Source organism: Streptomyces sp. HUAS MG91, assembly GCF_040529335.1.
In the GTDB taxonomy this organism is placed as follows: domain Bacteria; phylum Actinomycetota; class Actinomycetes; order Streptomycetales; family Streptomycetaceae; genus Streptomyces; species Streptomyces tabacisoli.
The window spans coordinates 7,091,865-7,108,801 of record NZ_CP159534.1 but is presented as its reverse complement, the minus strand read 5'-3'; the positions used below and the strand labels follow the sequence as shown (position 1 = coordinate 7,108,801).

Below are 16,937 nucleotides of genomic sequence, written 5' to 3'. Positions count from 1 at the left end.
GTGGATCTGCGCTTCGGGGACAGCAAGCCGACGGACGAGGAGCGGGCGGCGGTCGACGCGCTGCTCGGCCCGCCGGCCTCCGCCTGGGAGGCGCCCGCCGGTGAGTGGGTCGACCGGCCGGACGCCGATCTGCGCTGGGCCAGGGGCGGGCGCGCGGCACGCGACCGGCGCGACCTGCTGCTGCCGGGGCTGCACGCCGTCAACGACCGGGTGGGGTGGATCAGCGCGGGCGCGCTCGCCTATCTGTGCCGGCGGCTGACGGTACCGCCGTCGGAGGCGTACGGGGTCGCGACGTTCTACTCCATGTTCTCGGTGCGGCCACGAGCCGCCACCGTGCTGCACGTGTGCACCGATCTGGCGTGTGCGCGGGTGGGGGGTGCCGATCTCTGTACGTCGTTGAAGGCGCGGGGCGGGGTTGCCGTCGAGGAGTCGCCGTGTCTGGGGATGTGCGAGCGGGCCCCCGCCGCTCTGCGCGTGGCGGCCGGAAACCCCGGTTCCGCCGAGCATGTGTCGCTGTCGCGGGGCTCCGCCCCGGACCCCGCTCCTCAAGCGCCGGAGGGGCTCGAACTGCCGCAAGCCGGTGATCCCGGGCTTGTTCTCCTCCGGCGCGTCGGCGTCGTCGATCCCTCCTCGCTCGACGACTACCGTGCCCACGGCGGCTGCGCCGCGCTGCGCCGCGCCTTCGCGCTCGGGCCCGCCGGGGTGATCCGGGAGGTCACGGACGCCGGGCTCGTCGGGCGGGGCGGGGCCGCGTTCCCGACGGGGCGGAAGTGGCAGGCCACGGCCGCGCAGCCGGACGGGCCGCACTATCTCGTGTGCAACGCCGACGAGTCCGAGCCCGGCACCTTCAAGGACCGGGTGGTGATGGAGGGCGACCCGTACGCGCTCGTCGAGGCGATGACGATCGCGGCGTACGCGACCGGCGCCCACCACGGCTATCTGTATCTGCGCGGCGAGTATCCGCGCGCTCTCGCCCGGATGACCCACGCCGTCGAACAGGCCCGGGCCCGCGGCCTGTTGGGCGACGACGTCCTCGGGCAGGGCTTCGCCTTCGACATCGAGATCCGGCGGGGCGCGGGCGCGTACATCTGCGGCGAGGAGACGGCCCTGTTCAACTCCATCGAGGGGTACCGGGGCGAGCCGCGCTCCAAACCGCCGTTCCCGGTGGAGAAGGGCCTGTTCGGCAAGCCGACAGCGGCGAACAACGTCGAGACGCTCGTCAACGTCTTGCCGATCCTGACCCTGGGTTCCGAGGCGTACGCGGCCATCGGCACCGGCCGCTCCACCGGACCCAAACTGTTCTGCGTCTCCGGCGCCGTCGCCCGCCCCGGCGTCTACGAACTGCCCTTCGGCGCCACCCTCGGCGAGCTGCTCGCCCTCGCCGGGACCCCGAATCCGCTGCGCGCGATCCTGCTCGGCGGCGCGGCGGGCGGTTTCGTGCGCCCCGACGAACTGGACATCCCGCTGACCTTCGAGGGCACCCGGGAGGCGGGCACCACGCTCGGCTCCGGGGTCGTCATGGCCTTCGACGACGCGCTTCCGCTGCCCCGGATCCTGCTGCGCATCGCCCAGTTCTTCCGCGAGGAGTCGTGCGGGCAGTGCGTGCCGTGCCGGGTGGGGACGGTGCGCCAGCAGGAGGCGCTGCACCGGATCGCCGAGAAGCGGGGCATCGCGGCCGAGGACGACATCGCGCTGCTGCGCGAGGTGGGGCGGGCCATGAAGGACGCCTCGATCTGCGGTCTCGGCCAGACCGCCTGGAACGCCATCGAGTCCGCCATCGACCGCCTGGGGGCGTACGCATCATGACGACCGTGCCGCTGGGGATCCCCCGGCGCCTGCTGGAGTTCACCCTCGACGGCGAGCCGGTGCGCGCGCCCGAGGGATCCACGCTCCTCGACGCGTGCCGCGCCGCCGGGAAGGACGTCCCGACGCTGTGCCAGGGCGACACCCTCACCCCGAAGAACGCCTGCCGGGTGTGCGTCGTCGAGGTGGAGGGGGCGCGGACCCTGGCGCCCGCCTGCTCACGCCGGGCCGAACCGGGCATGGAGGTCCGCACCGACACCGAGCGGGTCCGGCACAGCCGCAAGGTCGTCCTCGAACTGCTCGCGTCGAGTGTGGATCTGTCGACAACTCCCCATGTCGCCGGCTGGCTGAAGGAGTACGAGGCGAAGCCGGCCCGGTTCGGCCCGGACGCGGCCCGTCTCGGTGAGGAACCACGGGTCGACAACGACCTCTATGTGCGCGACTACGACAAGTGCATCCTCTGCTACAAGTGCGTCGACGCCTGCGGCGAGCAGTGGCAGAACTCCTTCGCGATCTCCGTCGCCGGGCGTGGTTTCGACGCCCGGATCGCCGTCGAGCACGACGCCCCGCTGACCGACTCCGCCTGTGTGTACTGCGGGAACTGCGTCGAGGTCTGCCCGACGGGCGCGCTGTCGTTCAAGTCGGAGTTCGACATGCGCGCGGCCGGCACCTGGGACGAGTCGGCGCAGACGGAGACGACGACGGTGTGCGCGTACTGCGGAGTCGGCTGCAACCTCACGCTCCATGTGCAGGACAATGAGATCGTGAAGGTCACCTCGCCGCACGACAATCCGGTGACCCACGGCAACCTCTGCATCAAGGGCCGCTTCGGCTACCAGCACGTACAGAACCGGGACTGATCAAGACATGGGACGAGTCACGGAACGGCGCAAGGTCATCCGGATCAGGGGCGGGCAGGTCTCGTCCCGGCCGGACACACTCGTCGCCGAGGAACCCCTGGAGATCCGGCTGAACGGCAAGCCGCTCGCCATCACCATGCGCACCCCGGGCGACGACTTCGCGCTCGCGGCCGGTTTCCTGGTCAGCGAGGGAGTGCTGGCCGGCGCCGACGACCTCCAGAACATCGTGTACTGCGCGGGCGCGACCCAGGACGGCTCGAACACGTACAACGTGGTGGATGTGCGGACGGCCCCCGGGATCGTGCTGCCCGACATCACGCTCGAACGGAACGTGTACACGACCTCGTCCTGCGGACTGTGCGGCAAGGCCAGCCTGGACGCGGTGCGCACCACGGCCCGCTTCCCGATCGCCGACACTCCCCCGGTCCGGCTCACCCCCGAGCTGCTGGCCTCGCTCCCCGACCGGCTGCGCGAGGCCCAGCGGGTGTTCGACCGGACCGGGGGCCTGCACGCGGCCGCGCTCTTCGACGAGACGGGCACGCTCGTCGACATAAGGGAGGACGTCGGGCGGCACAACGCCGTCGACAAGCTGGTGGGGCGCGCGTTGCAGAACGGCGGCCTGCCGCTGTCCCGGTCGGTCCTGCTGGTCTCCGGCCGCGCCTCCTTCGAGCTGGCGCAGAAGGCGGTCATGGCGGGCATCCCGGTGCTCGCGGCGGTCTCGGCACCGTCGTCCCTCGCCGTGGACCTGGCCGCCGAGACCGGACTGACGCTGGTCGGCTTCCTGCGGGGCGCCAACATGAACGTGTACGCGGGTGAACACCGGCTCGACCTGAGGGTTCCGGCCGCGTCGAGCTGACGCGGAGCCCGCGGCACGCCGGACGGGGTCCGGTGCGACGGGGAGCGCCCCCTGCGTCGGCCGGGCCCCGGCTCCGGCGGCGCCGGGGCCCGTCGCCACGGGCCCGCCCTCGCTCCTACGAGGTGAACGCCCCTGCCCGCCTCATCGATTCGGGCCTGATGCCGAAGAAGTGACGCCGACGCCCGCCTCGGCCGGGGTGTGTCCCCGTGCCTCGTCCGCCCCCGTGTTCTCGGGGTCCTTCGCGCGGCGCTTGGCGAGGACCGCGCACACCATCAGCTGCATCTGGTGGAAGAGCATCAGCGGCAGCACGGCGAGCGAGGCATGGGCGCCGAACAGGACGCTCGCCATGGGCAGTCCGGAGGCCAGCGACTTCTTCGACCCGGCGAACTGGATCGCGATGCGGTCGCCCCGGTCGAATCCGAGCGCCTTCGCGCCGTACCAGGTCACCGCCAGCATCACGGCGAGCAGCACCGCCTCGACGACGAGCAGCCCGGCCAGCCGGACCGCGCTCACCTGGTGCCAGATGCCCTGGACCATGCCCTCGCTGAACGCCGTGTAGACGACGAGCAGGATCGAGCCCCGGTCCACGTAGCCGAGGACCTTCTTGTGGCGGGTGAGGAAGCCGCCGACCCAGCGGCGCAGCAACTGGCCCGCGACGAACGGCACCAGCAGTTGCAGCACGATCTTCACCAGGGAGTCGGCCGAGAAGCCGCCGCCGCTGTTGCCGAGCAGGGCCGCCGCGAGCAGCGGGGTGATCACGATGCCGGCGAGCGAGGAGAAGGAGCCCGCGCAGATCGCCGCCGGGACGTTGCCGCGCGCGATCGAGGTGAACGCGATCGAGGACTGGATCGTCGACGGCACGAGGGTGAGGAAGAGCAGTCCCTCGTAGAGGTTCTGCGGCAGCAGCACCGGAACCAGGCCGCGGGCCGCGAGGCCGAGCAGCGGGAACAGGACGAAGGTGCAGGCCAGGACCGTGATGTGGAGCCGCCAGTGGCGCAGGCCGTCCATCGCCTCGCGGGTCGACAGGCGCGCCCCGTAGAGGAAGAAGAGGAAGGCGACCGCGGCGGTCGAGGCGCCGGACGCCACGTCGGCCGCGCCACCGCGAGCGGGGAGCAGGGCGGCGACGCCCACGGTCCCGATCAGCGCCAGGATGTAGGGGTCGATCGGCATCCAGGACGGCCAGCTCAGGCGTTTCATTGGTTCCTTGCTCTCGGTTCAGGTCGTGCCCTCTCCATCCTCCACCCCTCCTTCTTGATCGGGAATCCGGTATACCGCTCTGACTGTGATCGTGTCGCGTGATGACCGGGCGTAGGGTCGGGGCATGTACGACCCCGGGCAGCTGAGGACGTTTCTGGCCGTCGCGCAGACGCTGAGCTTCACGCAGGCCGCGCGGCGGCTCGGCCTGCGGCAGTCGACGGTCAGCCAGCACGTGCGCCGGCTGGAGGACGCGACGGCGCGGACGCTGTTCACGCGGGACACGCACTCCGTGGAACTCACCGCCGACGGGGAGGCGATGCTCGGGTTCGCGCGCCGGATCCTGGAGGTGCACGAGCAGGCCGCCGCGTTCTTCACGGGGACGCGGTTGCGCGGGCGGCTGCGGTTCGGCGCCTCGGAGGACTTCGTGCTGACCCGGCTGCCGGAGATCCTGGAGGCGTTCCGCGTCGAACATCCCGAGGTGGACCTGGAGCTGACCGTCGAACTGTCCGGGACGCTGCACGAGCAGCTGGACGCGGGCAAGCTCGATCTGGTGCTCGCCAAGCGGCGGCCCGAGGACCCGGGCGGGCAGTCCGTGTGGCACGACCGGCTGGTGTGGATCGGCTCGGAGCGGCTGCGGATCGATCCGGAGCGGCCGGTGCCGTTGATCGTGTATCCGCCGCCGGGGATCTCGCGGGCGCTGGCTCTGGAGGCGCTGGAGCGGCACGGGCGGGCCTGGCGCATCGCCTGTACGAGCGGTTCGCTGAACGGGCTGATCGCGGCGGCGCGGGCCGGGCTCGGGGTGATGGCGCATTCCCGGGGGCTCATTCCGCCGGGGCTCGTGCGGGTGCCGGAGCGGGTGGGGCTGCCGGAGCTCGGGGAGGTCGACTTCGTGCTTCGGGGGGCCGCCGAGCGGGGGCCGGGGGCCGTGCTGGCGCAGGCGATCCTGGGTGGCGGGGAGCGGTTGCACCGGGCTGCCGGATAGGCGCGGAGCGGGGGATTCCCGATGATCACCCTGGTACGGTCCCGGGAGGCCCGCTAGTGGAACCGACCGCTCCGTCCAAAAAGGCGGTCCCCACGCCAGGGCGTCCCCGGTGACCTCTCCGTACAGATTCGGTGGAGACCGACGGTGAACGGTGAAGAGCGCCGGGAGATTACGCCACCGAAACTTACTGAAAGGTAAGTAATCTGTCCCGCCGCTTCCCTTGTGGCCGCATTTAAACGGCTGACCTGTGCATATTCCGCGCGCCATCGGTGAGACGGACCCTCTCCCGCCGGGGCGCGCGGTCCGGTACCGTCGCCGACGCTGTGCGGAGCGCCACAAGGAGCAACATTGCGTGAGTTCACCACCCCCGCTCTGGCGTCGGCACCGCCGGTGGGCGGCCTGGCCGACGCCGTGTTCGACCGAGCCCTCGAAGACCCCGGCCATGTCGCCTTCGGGCGCAAGGACGCCGAGGGCCAGTGGCGCGACGTGACCTCGGCCGAGTTCCGGGACCAGATCCTGGCGCTGGCCAAGGGCCTGCTCGCGCAGGGCATCAGGTTCGGTGACCGGGTCGCCATCATGTCCCGTACGCGCTACGAGTGGACGCTGTTCGACTTCGCGCTGTGGACCGTCGGCGCCCAGGTCGTCCCCATCTACGCGACGTCCTCGGCCGAGCAGGTCTTCTGGACGCTGTACGACGCCCAGGTGTCGGCGGCGGTCGTGGAGCACGAGGACCACGCGATGACCATCGCCACGGTCATCGACAAGCTTCCCCATCTGCGCCGGCTGTGGCAGCTGGACGGCGGCGCGGTGGAGCAGGTGAGCGCGTCCGGCACGCACATCGACGACGAGACGGTGCACCGACACCGCAAGGCGGTGACCCCGGACTCCACCGCCACGATCATCTACACCTCGGGCACGACGGGCCGCCCCAAGGGCTGTGTCATCTCGCACGCGAACTTCATGTTCGAGGCCGACACCATGGTGGCGCGCTGGGAGCCGGTGTTCGCCTCCAAGCGGGAGCGGGTGGCGTCCACCCTGCTGTTCCTGCCGCTGGCGCACGTCTTCGGGCGGATGGTGCAGGTGGCGGCGGTGCGCGGCGGGGTGAAGATGGGCCACCAGCCGCAGCTGAACGCGGCCGCGCTCCTGCCCGATCTCGTGGCCTTCCGTCCGACGTTCATCCTCGCGGTCCCGTACATCTTCGAGAAGGTCTTCAACGCGGCCCGCAGAAAGGCCGAGAAGGAAGGCAGATCGGGGGCGTTCGACAAGGCCGTCGAGTGCGCCGTGAAGTACGCGGACGCGCAGGAGGCGAAGGCGTTCGGCACGGGTTCCGGCCCGTCGGCTTCGCTGCGCATGCAGCACTCCGTCTTCGACAAGCTCGTCTACTCCAAGGTGCGCGAGGCGATGGGCGGCCGGATCCGGCACGCCATGTCCGGCGGCAGCGGCATGGACCGCAGGCTCGGCCTGTTCTTCGCCGGCGCGGGCGTCGCGATCTACGAGGGCTACGGCCTGACCGAGTCGACGGCCGCGGCGACCGCCAATCCGCCCGAGCAGACCCGCTACGGCACGGTCGGCCAGGCGATCCCGGGCACCACCGTGCACATCGCCGACGACGGCGAGGTGTGGCTCTACGGCGGCAATGTCTTCCAGGGCTACCTCAACGACCCGAAGGCGACCGACGGCACCCTGCACGACGGCTGGCTCGCCACCGGTGACCTGGGCGCCCTCGACGAGGACGGCTATCTGACCATCACCGGCCGCAAGAAGGAGATCCTGGTGACCTCCGGCGGCAAGAGCGTCTCGCCGCAGCAGTTGGAGGAGCGGGTGCGCGACCATCCGCTGGTCGCCCAGTGCATCGTCGTCGGCAACGACCGCCCGTACGTGGCCGCGCTCGTCACCCTCGACGCGGAATCGGTCGAGCACTGGCTGGGCATGCGCGGCAAGCAGATGATGCACCCGGCCGAGCTGGTGCGCGACCCGGACCTGGAGATGGAGGTGCGGCGCGCCGTCGTGGCCGCGAACACGCTGGTGTCGCAGGCCGAGTCGATCCGCACCTTCCGGATACTGGCCCACCAGTTCAGCGAGGAGCACGGCCTGCTCACGCCGTCCCTGAAGCTGAAGCGCAAGGCGATCGAGACGGCGTACGCGTCGGAGGTCGAGGCGCTGTACCGCGGGTGACCTTCCGGCGGGCACCGATCCGGACCTTCCCGTACGTTCGTCAGTGAGGCACCCGGAACCTGCGGAAGGCCGAACGATGAGCAGCGCACCCCCCGCGACCCCGAACGGCGGCTACGGACCGTCCGGCGGCGAGCCCTCGCACGAGCCCTACCACCACCCCACGGCGGGCTGGGGCGCGGCGAAGTCCGTGGGGAAGGTGCTGGCGAAGGCGAAGGAGCCGGTCAACAGCGCGCGGATCATGACGACCATGAACCACCCGGACCGCGGCTTCGACTGCCCGGGGTGCGCCTGGCCCGACGACCAGCACGGGCTGACGCTCGACCTGTGCGAGAACGGCATCAAGCACTCCACCTGGGAGATGACGCCGAAGCGCGCGGGCGCCGAGTTCTTCGCCCGGCACACGGTGACCGAGCTGGCCGCGTGGCCGGACCACGACTTGGAGGACCAGGGCCGGCTGGTCGGCCCGCTCGCGTACGACGCCGGCACCGACACGTACGTGCCGGTGTCGTGGGAGACCGCCTTCGGCATCGTCGGCGAGACGCTGCGCGGCCTCGACTCCCCCGACCGGGCGCTGTTCTACACCTCGGGCCGGCTGAGCAACGAGGCGACGTTCCTCTACCAGCTCTTCGCCCGTGAGTTCGGCACCAACAACCTGCCCGACTGCTCGAACATGTGCCACGAGGCGAGCGGCCGGGCGCTGACCGCGGCGCTCGGCACCGGCAAGGGCACCGTCGACCTGAACGATCTCGACCAGGCGGACGCGCTGTTCGTGATGGGCGTGAACGCCGCGTCGAACGTCCCCCGCATGATCACCACGCTCGCCCGTGCCTACGACCGCGGGGCGCAGATCGTGCACATCAACCCGCTGGTGGAGGCGGCGGCGGGCCGCACGATCGTGCCGCACGACTTCGCCGCGATGGCCACCTTCAAGGCGACCAGGACCGGCACCCTGAACCTCCAGCCGCGCATCGGCGGCGATCTGGCCCTGCTGCGCGGCATCGCCAAGCACGTCCTGGAGCGCGCCGAGCGGGACCCGAAGGCGGTCGACCGGGAGTTCCTGGACCGCTTCACGGAGGGCTTCGAGGCCTACCGCGACCTGTGCGCCGGGACCGAGTGGGCGGACCTGGAGGCGGCGAGCGGCCTGAGCCGCGACGCCATGGAACAGGCCGCCGAGGTTTATCTCGGCTCCGCCCGTACGGTGATCAGCTGGTGTCTCGGCATCACGCAGCAGGAGCACGGCGTCGACACGGTCCGCGAGATCGTGAACCTCCTGCTGCTGCGCGGCAACGTCGGCCGGGAGGGCGCGGGCCCGTGCCCCATCCGCGGGCACAGCAACGTCCAGGGCAACCGCACGTGCGGCATCGACCACCGGCCGAAGAAGGAGTTCCTGGACCGGCTCGCCGAGGCGTGCGGCATCGACCCGCCGCGCGAGCCGGGCCTCGACACCGTGCGCGGCATCGAGGCGATGCACGCCGGTGAGGCGACGGTGTTCGTCGGCATGGGCGGCAACTTCGTACGGGCCGCCCCCGACCCCGTCTATACCGAAGAGGCCCTGCGGAACTGCGAGTTGACGGTTCAGGTGTCGACCAAGCTGAACCGCTCGCACCTGGTGCACGGGCGCAGGGCGCTGATCCTGCCCTGTCTGGGCCGCACCGAGAAGGACCTCCAGGAGGGCGGGCCGCAGGCGGTCTCGGTCGAGGACTCGATGAGCATGGTGCACCTGTCGCGGGGCATGAAGCGGCCCGCGTCCTCGCATCTGCTCTCCGAGCCCGCGATCATCGCCCGGATGGCGCGGGCCGTGCTGCCCGACTCCGCGACGCCCTGGGAGGAGTACACCGGCGACTACGACCGGATCCGCGACACCATGCAGCGCGCGCTCGACGGGTTCGAGGACTTCAACCGGCGGGTGCGCGGCCCGCACGGGTTCCGGCTGCGGCAGCCGGCCCGGGAGCGGATCTTCCTGACGGCGTCCGGGCGGGCCGAGTTCTCGCTGGCCGCGCTGCCGGATCCCAGCCCCGGCGTGGGCCTGCTGACCCTGGCGACGGTCCGCTCGCACGACCAGTGGAACACCACGATCTACTCCTCCGACGACCGCTACCGGGGCGTGCGCAACCTGCGCACGCTGGTGTTCCTCAACGCGGACGACATGCGCGAGCGCGGCCTGGCGGACATGGATCTCGTCGACATCACCTCGGTGGCGCGGGACGGGTCGCGGCGGTCGGTGCACGGCTACCGCGCGGTGCCGTACGACCTGCCGCGCGGCTGCGCCGTGGGCTACATGCCGGAGCTCAACGTCCTGTGCGCGATCGGCGACTTCAGCCCGCAGAGCGATCAGCCGCTGATGAAGCACCTGGCGGTCGAGGTGCGGCGACAACAGATCTGACGGTTCATCAATCAGCGACGCGTCAGTTATTGACGGTTCATCAGGTCGGACACAGAATCACCCTCACTTCGACGGAGGGGGCCCGACCGTGTCGCGACCGATCCGCGCCATCACCGCCACTGTGGCGGCGCTCCTGCTCGCCACCGCCTGCAACTCCACCGCCACCGACTCCTCGCCGGACGGCAAGGGCGCCTCGGTACGGGGAGTGAGCGACGACTCCATCAAGGTCGGCGGCATCGTCTCGATGACGACCGCGAGCGGATACAGCAAGAAGGACACCGACCTGGGCGCGAAGGCCCGCTTCGACCGCGCCAACGCGGAGGGCGGGGTCAACGGCCGGAGGATCGACTACCTGGGTGCGGAGGACGACGGCCAGGACCCGGCGAAGAACCTGGCCGCGGCCCGCAAGCTGGTCCAGCAGGAGAAGGTGTTCGCGATCGCGCCGATGAGCTCGGTGACGTTCTCCGGGGCGGACTTCCTGCAGAAGCAGAAGGTGCCGACGTTCGGCTGGGGCACCCTGCCGTCGTTCTGCGGACCGACCTACATCTACGGCTTCGGCGGCTGCATGGTGCCGATGCCGGGCGGCACCATCTCGCAGACCTGGCCGGAGGGCCTGAAGAACGTCACGGACGGCTCGAAGGGAAGGACCGTCGCGATCCTGGCCAACGACAACGACGCCGGCACCTTCGCCATCCGCACCTACAAGCAGTCCTTCGCCTCGGCGGGCTACAAGGTGACGTACGCCAAGGCATCGGTGCCCGCGACGTCCGTGCCGAGCGACTGGTCGGCGTACACGAAGGAACTGCTGCGCAGCGACGGCGGCAAGGCGCCCGACGTGGTCGTCTCCGTCATGCAGACCCCGTACAACATCGGGCTGTTCACGGCCGTCAAGCGCACCGGCTTCAAGGGGGTGCTCACCGATCCGACGGACTACGACCCGGGGCTGCTCGCGAAGAGCGCGACGAAACAGGCGCTCGACGGGGTGCACGTGCTGCTGTCCTTCGAGCCGTTCGAGTCGGACTCGCCCCGGATGAAGCAGTTCAAGGCCGACATCGAGAAGGCCGCGGGCAAGAAGGTCCCGCTGAACATGCACATGATGACCGGTTACATGAGCGCCGATCTCTTCCTCGCCGTCGCGCGGAAGGCCGGCAAGGACCTGACGGTGGCGTCGTTCCAGAAGGCGGCGAACGGGTTCTCGGACTCCGGGACGCTGGTGGGGAGCCGACGGCTGCCCGCCGGGCAGAAGGAGTCGTTCGGCTGCGGAGCGCTGGTGCAGCTCAAGGGCGGGGCGTACACGGTGTCGTCGCCGTTCAAGTGCTACACGCCGATCCCGTTCACGTAGGTCCGTCTGAAGGGCTTCTCGCATGACCGACCTGCTCGCCTTCGTCCTGAGCGGGCTCGTGTCGGGTGCGCTGTACGCGCTGCTCGCCACCGGGCTCGTGCTCTCCTACTCGGCGTCGGGGCTGTTCAACTTCGCGCACGGCGCCACCGCCTACCTCTGCGCGCTCGCCTTCTACGAACTGCACTCGGGCCTCGGCTGGCCCGCGGTGCCCACCGCGCTGCTGCTCGTCCTGGTGGTGGCGCCCGCCCTCGGCTGGGGACTCGACCGGCTGATGTTCCGCAAACTGGCGCGGGTCGGGGAGACCGCGCAGATCGTCGCCACGATCGGGCTGCTCGTGGCGCTGCCCGCGCTCGGCCTGTGGGCGGTCGAGCTGCTCGACGACGCGGGCGCGGCCGTGCTGCCCGCGGAGAACCAGTTCGGGCTGCCGGGGGTCGGGCCGAGCCCGGCGAAGAACTGGCCGCTGATGGACGGCGTCGGCGTCGACTCCGACCAGCTGATCACGTGGGTGACGACCGCCGTCGTCGCGCTGGGCCTGTGGATCCTGCTGCGCCGCACGACGCTGGGGCTCCGGCTGCGGGCCACCGTCGACAACCGCACCCTCGTCGAACTGCGCGGGCTGAGCGCGGACCGGCTGTCGTCGGTGGCCTGGATGCTGTCGTCGGGCCTCGCGGGGCTCGCCGGGGTGCTCGCCACTCCCCTGCTCGGTCTCTCCTCGCACGACTTCACGCTCTTCCTGTTCGTGTCGGCGACGGCCGCGGTGCTCGGCCGGTTCCTGTCCGTGCCGCTCGCCTTCGCGGGCGGGCTCGGACTCGGCGTGCTGCAGAACCTGGTCGCCGGGTACGCCTCGTTCGCCGAGCGGATCACCGGGTTCCGCACGGCGGTGCCGTTCCTGATCCTGTTCGCCGGGCTGCTGCTGCTCACCCGGCGGCAGCGCACGGCGGGCACGGCCGCGGTGGAGGCGCCGCCCGTGGACTATCTGGCGGGGAAGCCGTGGGCGCGGCGGTGGGGACCGTGGGCGGTGGCGGGCGCGCTGCTGGCCGTCGCCTTCTACACCGTCACCACGCCGTTCTGGAGCGGGATCCTCGCCCAGGGCCTGGCGATCTCCCTGGTGTTCATGTCGTTCACCGTGGTCACCGGGCTCGGCGCGATGGTCTCGCTCGCGCAGGCCACCTTCGTGACGGGCGCGGCACTGGTCGCCGGGCTGCTGATGAGCCACGGGGTGCCGTTCCTCGGGGCGGCGCTGATCGGGACGTGCGCGGCCGCCGTGCTCGGCGCCCTGGTGGCCCTCCCGGCGCTGCGGCTCGGCGGGCGTTCACTGGCCCTGGCCACGCTGGCCCTCGCCTTCCTCGCCGACCAGGTCCTGTTCCAGATGGGCCCGCTGCGCAACGGCGACACCGGGTGGGAGATCCCCCGCCCGGTCCTCGGCCCCGTCGACCTGGGCGACGACCGGGCGATGGGCGTGGCGATGCTGGTGCTGTGCGCGGCGGCCGTGGCGGGGCTCGGCGCGCTGCGCGGCTCACGGGCCGGGCGGGCGATGCTGGCGGTGCGCTCGGCACCGGCGGCGGCGATGGCGTCGGGGGTGTCCGTCGTCCGCACCAAGCTGCTGCTGTTCACGCTCTCGGCGGGGCTCGCCGGGTTCGGCGGCGTGATGTACGCGTCGTACAACACCCGTATCACCGCGACCGACTTCACGGCGATGACCGGGCTGATCTGGCTCGCGGTGGTGGTCGCGGCCGGGGTGCGGCGGCCGCAGTTCGCGGTGGTCGCCGGGCTCACCTTCGCCGTCGTCCCCCACCTGATCAGCGACTACGTGACCGATTCGGCGCAGCTCCCGGTGATCCTGTTCGGCCTCGCCGGGCTGGCGCTCGCCAACGACCCGGACGGATACTGCGCGGCGTTCTCCGTGCGCGGGCACCGGCGGCGCGCGACCGTCGCGGTGGACGGGGAGCCGGTCTCCGGCGGCGGCCCGGACCCGGACGCCGCGCTCCAACTCGTCGGCGTACAGGCCGGATACGACGGCGCGCCGGTCCTCCGGGGCGTCGGCCTGACCGTCCGCCCGGGAGAGATCGTGGCGCTGCTCGGGCCCAACGGCTCCGGGAAGTCGACCACGTGCAAGGTGGCGGCCGGACTGCTGGCCCCGGCGCACGGCCAGGTGTACGTCGCCGGGGCGGCGGCCGGACGGCAGGGGGCGGTGCGCCGGGCGCGGGCCGGGGTCGTGCTGGCACCGGAGGGCCGCGGCATCTTCCCGTCGCTGACGGTCGACGAGAACCTCGCCCTGCGGCTGCCGCTCAAGAAGGACCGGTCGGCGGTGTACGCGCGCTTCACCGGTCTTGCCGCGCGGCGCGAGGTGGCGGCCGGCTCGCTCTCCGGCGGCGAACAGCAGTTGCTCGCGCTGGCGCCGCTGCTGCACGCACCGCCGCGCGTGCTGATCGCGGACGAGCCGTCGCTCGGCCTCGCGCCCCGCGTCGTCGACGAGGTGTACCGGCTGCTCGCCGAACTCCGCGACGCGGGCACCGGGCTGCTGCTCGTGGAGGAGAAGGCGTCGGAGATCCTCGGCGTCGCGGACACCGTGGCGTATCTCACGCAGGGCCGGGTCACCTGGTGCGGGCCGCGCGAACAGGTCGAGACGGAGCGGCTCACGGACGCGTACCTCGGGATCGCGGCGGCCGGGAAGGCGGAGCGCTGATGCGTCACGTACTGGAGGTCGAGGGCGTCGGCGTGCGGTTCGGCGGCGTCCGCGCCCTCGATGGCGTGGACCTGCGGCTCGCGGCCGGCGAGGTGTGCGGGCTGATCGGCCCGAACGGCGCGGGCAAGACGACGTTCTTCGATGTCGTCTCGGGGATCCGGCGGCCCGACGCGGGCCGGGTGCTGCTCGACGGTACGGACATCACCCGCCGCTCCCCCGTGTGGCGGGCGCGGCACGGGATGCGCCGCACGTTCCAGCGCCAGCAGCTGTTCGGGCAGCTCACCGTCGCGGACAATCTGCTCGTCGCGCAGGAGTGGCGGCGCGGCGGCGCGGACGCCGGGCGCGCGGACGGGCTGCTCGACGCGTGCGGGCTCACCGATGTGTCCGGCGCCTGGGCGGGCACGCTGCCGGTCGGCCGGGCCCGCATGGTGGAGCTGGCGCGGGCCGCCGCCGACCGGCCCCGGGTGCTGCTCCTGGACGAGCCGGCCTCGGGCATGACGGCCGGGGAGCGGGAGCTGCTCGCGTCCGTGGTGCGCGGCCTCGCCGAGGAGTCCGGGTGCGCGGTGCTGCTCGTCGAGCACAACGTGGCGTTCGTGATGGAGCTGTGCTCGCGGGTCGTGGTCCTCGACCTCGGGACGGTGCTCGCCGAGGGCGCCCCGGAGGCGGTGCGGGCGGACCGCAGGGTGCGCGAGGCGTATCTGGGGGCACAAGGGGATCACTCTGCGGCACAGAGTTGATCCCGCGCAGGAATGCGCGGGGGCCCGTGATCGTTGACCATGGGAGTACGACTGTTGACTCACAACGCGAAGGAACGACACCTCGTGAGCAAGGTTCCCCCGATCATCCTGAACAACGGCGTCGAGATGCCCCAGCTCGGCTTCGGCGTGTGGCAGGTGCCGGACGACGAGGCCGAGCGGGCCGTCGCGACGGCGCTTGAGGCCGGGTACCGGAGCATCGACACCGCCGCGATCTACGGCAACGAAGAGGGCACCGGCAAGGCGATCGCCGCGTCGGGCGTGCCCCGCGAGGAGCTCTTCGTCACCACCAAGCTGTGGAACGCGGACCAGGGTCACGACGCGACGCTCCGCGCCTTCGACCAGTCCCTCGACAAGCTCGGTCTCGACTACGTGGACCTGTACCTGATCCACTGGCCGCTGCCGTCCAAGGACCTGTACGTGGACACGTACAAGGCGTTCGAGAAGATCTACGCGGACGGCCGCGCCAAGGCCATCGGCGTCTCGAACTTCCTGCCGGAGCACCTGGACCGGCTGACGGCGGAGACCTCGATCATCCCGGCGGTCAACCAGATCGAGCTGCACCCCCACCTCCAGCAGCACGCCTCGCGCGAGCGCCACGCGGAGCTGGGCATCGCGACCGAGGCCTGGTCGCCGCTCGGCCAGGGCAAGGGCCTCCTGGAGGTCCCGGCCATCGTGGCGATCGCCCAGAAGCACGGCCGTACGCCGGCCCAGGTCGTCCTGCGCTGGCACGTCCAGCTGGGCAACGTGGTGATCCCGAAGTCGGTGACGCCGTCGCGCATCGCGGAGAACATCGACGTCTTCGGCTTCGAGCTGGACACCGAGGACCTCGGCGCGATCTCCGCGCTCAACGAGGACCGGCGGCTCGGCCCGAACCCGGCGGAGTTCGACGTGGCCTGATTCCCGGCACCCCGGTACGACGAGGCCCCCGGCGCGAGCATGCGCCGGGGGCCTTCGCCGTGCGGTCCCTCAGCCCTTCACGGCGGTGTGCACCGTGTGCGCGACCAGCAGGAACACATCCTCGCGGCGGTACAGGCCCAGCTCGTCCTCCGGGTCGAGGAGCCGGTCCAGGGCCGCGATGTCGTCGGCGGCCAGGGCCTCCTCGAAGACGCCGCGGCGCCGCTGCCACATGTCGACCAACATCTCGCGGCCGGCCGCCGACAGGGGCGCCGGGAGGTCGAGGAGGAACGTGCGGGACTGCGCGCCCTCGAGTCCGGCGGCCGTGAGGAGGGCGGGCCAGTCCTCGACGTGCTGCTCGGCGCCGGGCAACGAGCGGCGCATCTCGTCGAACCACTCGTCCTCGATGGCGTCCGCCCGCGTCTCCAGGCCTGGGCGGCCGATGCCGAAGTCGCGGGGCAGGCTGCGCAGCGGCAGGCCGCCCTCGACGAGGGCGAGGGTGCCGCCGGGGGCGAGCCGGCCGGCGAGGGCGGCGATCGCGGCCCGCTGGTCGCCGACGTGGTGCAGCGACCGCGCCGCCCAGATCAGATCGGCGTCGTCCGGCAGCTCGTCCACCGCGTCGGGCAGCTCCACGCGCAGGGTGCCGGTGCGGTCGGCGAGGCCGGCCGCGGCGAACCGCTCGGTGGCCCGGGCGAGCAGGGCCTCCTCCGGGTCGGCGGCGATGATCCGGGCGTCCGGGAAGGCCTGGGCCAGTTGCAGGGAGATCGCGCCGGGGCCCGCGCCCGCGTCGACGATCAGTCCGGTGCCGCCGGGCCGCGACGCGCGCAGCCAGGACAGGGCCTCGGTGTACAGGGGGGCGTAGACCTCCGCGCCGCGCTCCAGGTGCGGGATCATCTGGGACCAGTCCATGTCCTTGCCGTGGTCGTGCGCGTGACCGTGTCCGTGCCCGTGGCCCTGCTCGTGCCCGTGGTCGTGGCCGTGTGCCATCTGTGCGTCGCCGC

General features: G+C 71.8%; 12 protein-coding genes. 10 read left to right on the top strand and 2 right to left on the bottom strand.

Annotated elements, in window-relative coordinates; genetic code table 11:
- From ABII15_RS32200 to fdhD, 3 genes are read left to right on the top strand one after another with little or no spacing between them, the layout of a single operon-like run.
- Window positions 1-1,806: an NADH-ubiquinone oxidoreductase-F iron-sulfur binding region domain-containing protein gene (locus ABII15_RS32200; protein ID WP_353945796.1), complete on the top strand. Its 1,806-nt coding sequence runs from the start codon at window positions 1-3 to the stop codon at window positions 1,804-1,806.
- On the top strand, window positions 1,803-2,663 hold the full coding sequence (locus tag ABII15_RS32195; RefSeq protein WP_353945795.1) for a 2Fe-2S iron-sulfur cluster-binding protein: 861 nt from the start codon (window positions 1,803-1,805) through the stop codon (window positions 2,661-2,663). Before ABII15_RS32200 ends, ABII15_RS32195 begins: the two co-directional genes overlap by 4 nt.
- 7 nt (window positions 2,664-2,670) lie before the next feature.
- Window positions 2,671-3,519 carry a formate dehydrogenase accessory sulfurtransferase FdhD gene (gene fdhD / locus ABII15_RS32190; protein ID WP_353945794.1) on the top strand — a complete coding sequence of 283 codons (849 nt, stop codon included), beginning with the start codon at window positions 2,671-2,673 and terminating at the stop codon, window positions 3,517-3,519.
- A 141-nt stretch (window positions 3,520-3,660) separates the two neighbouring features.
- Here the strand turns inward: fdhD and ABII15_RS32185 are convergent, their stop codons facing one another.
- Window positions 3,661-4,716, bottom strand: coding sequence for a bile acid:sodium symporter family protein (locus ABII15_RS32185; protein ID WP_353945793.1), 1,056 nt, complete (start codon window positions 4,714-4,716; stop codon window positions 3,661-3,663).
- A 124-nt stretch (window positions 4,717-4,840) separates the two neighbouring features.
- On the opposite strand from ABII15_RS32185, the gene ABII15_RS32180 reads away from it, so the two are divergent.
- The 7 genes from ABII15_RS32180 (at window position 4,841) to ABII15_RS32150 (ending at window position 15,939) form a co-directional block, all read left to right on the top strand.
- Entirely contained in the window at window positions 4,841-5,698 is an 858-nt protein-coding gene (locus ABII15_RS32180; protein WP_353945792.1) for a LysR substrate-binding domain-containing protein, read from the top strand.
- Window positions 5,699-6,046: 348 nt separating this feature from the next.
- A complete protein-coding gene (locus tag ABII15_RS32175) occupies window positions 6,047-7,873 on the top strand; it encodes a long-chain fatty acid--CoA ligase (protein ID WP_353945791.1) in 1,827 nt (608 codons plus the stop codon).
- A gap of 76 nt (window positions 7,874-7,949) precedes the next feature.
- Window positions 7,950-10,256 (top strand): FdhF/YdeP family oxidoreductase, encoded by a 2,307-nt coding sequence (locus tag ABII15_RS32170; RefSeq protein ID WP_353945790.1) that lies wholly within the window; start codon window positions 7,950-7,952, stop codon window positions 10,254-10,256.
- 88 nt (window positions 10,257-10,344) lie between these two features.
- Window positions 10,345-11,598 (top strand): ABC transporter substrate-binding protein, encoded by a 1,254-nt coding sequence (locus ABII15_RS32165; RefSeq protein ID WP_353945789.1) that lies wholly within the window; start codon window positions 10,345-10,347, stop codon window positions 11,596-11,598.
- Between the two features lie 22 nt (window positions 11,599-11,620).
- The gene (locus ABII15_RS32160) at window positions 11,621-14,284 is read left to right on the top strand and encodes an ATP-binding cassette domain-containing protein (protein ID WP_353945788.1); all 2,664 of its coding nucleotides are present in this window, start codon (window positions 11,621-11,623) and stop codon (window positions 14,282-14,284) included.
- On the top strand, window positions 14,284-15,021 hold the full coding sequence (locus ABII15_RS32155; RefSeq protein WP_353945787.1) for an ABC transporter ATP-binding protein: 738 nt from the start codon (window positions 14,284-14,286) through the stop codon (window positions 15,019-15,021). Before ABII15_RS32160 ends, ABII15_RS32155 begins: the two co-directional genes overlap by 1 nt.
- A 39-nt stretch (window positions 15,022-15,060) precedes the next feature.
- The gene (locus ABII15_RS32150; RefSeq protein ID WP_353945786.1) at window positions 15,061-15,939 is read left to right on the top strand and encodes an aldo/keto reductase; all 879 of its coding nucleotides are present in this window, start codon (window positions 15,061-15,063) and stop codon (window positions 15,937-15,939) included.
- Between the two features lie 69 nt (window positions 15,940-16,008).
- Here ABII15_RS32150 and ABII15_RS32145 read toward each other — a convergent pair whose 3' ends face one another.
- Entirely contained in the window at window positions 16,009-16,923 is a 915-nt protein-coding gene (locus tag ABII15_RS32145; RefSeq protein ID WP_353945785.1) for a class I SAM-dependent methyltransferase, read from the bottom strand.
- Window positions 16,924-16,937 lie beyond the last annotated feature (14 nt).

Excerpts from the sequence above, each read along its gene's own strand:
- ABII15_RS32195 (WP_353945795.1), top strand. The coding sequence starts at position 1,803 with ATGACGACCGTGCCGCTGGGGATCCCCCGGCGCCTGCTGGAGTTCACC.
- fdhD (WP_353945794.1), top strand. The coding sequence starts at position 2,671 with ATGGGACGAGTCACGGAACGGCGCAAGGTCATCCGGATCAGGGGCGGG.
- ABII15_RS32185 (WP_353945793.1), bottom strand. The coding sequence starts at position 4,716 with ATGAAACGCCTGAGCTGGCCGTCCTGGATGCCGATCGACCCCTACATC.
- ABII15_RS32180 (WP_353945792.1), top strand. The coding sequence starts at position 4,841 with ATGTACGACCCCGGGCAGCTGAGGACGTTTCTGGCCGTCGCGCAGACG.
- ABII15_RS32170 (WP_353945790.1), top strand. The coding sequence starts at position 7,950 with ATGAGCAGCGCACCCCCCGCGACCCCGAACGGCGGCTACGGACCGTCC.
- ABII15_RS32160 (WP_353945788.1), top strand. The coding sequence starts at position 11,621 with ATGACCGACCTGCTCGCCTTCGTCCTGAGCGGGCTCGTGTCGGGTGCG.
- ABII15_RS32155 (WP_353945787.1), top strand. The coding sequence starts at position 14,284 with ATGCGTCACGTACTGGAGGTCGAGGGCGTCGGCGTGCGGTTCGGCGGC.
- ABII15_RS32150 (WP_353945786.1), top strand. The coding sequence starts at position 15,061 with ATGGGAGTACGACTGTTGACTCACAACGCGAAGGAACGACACCTCGTG.
- ABII15_RS32145 (WP_353945785.1), bottom strand. The coding sequence starts at position 16,923 with ATGGCACACGGCCACGACCACGGGCACGAGCAGGGCCACGGGCACGGA.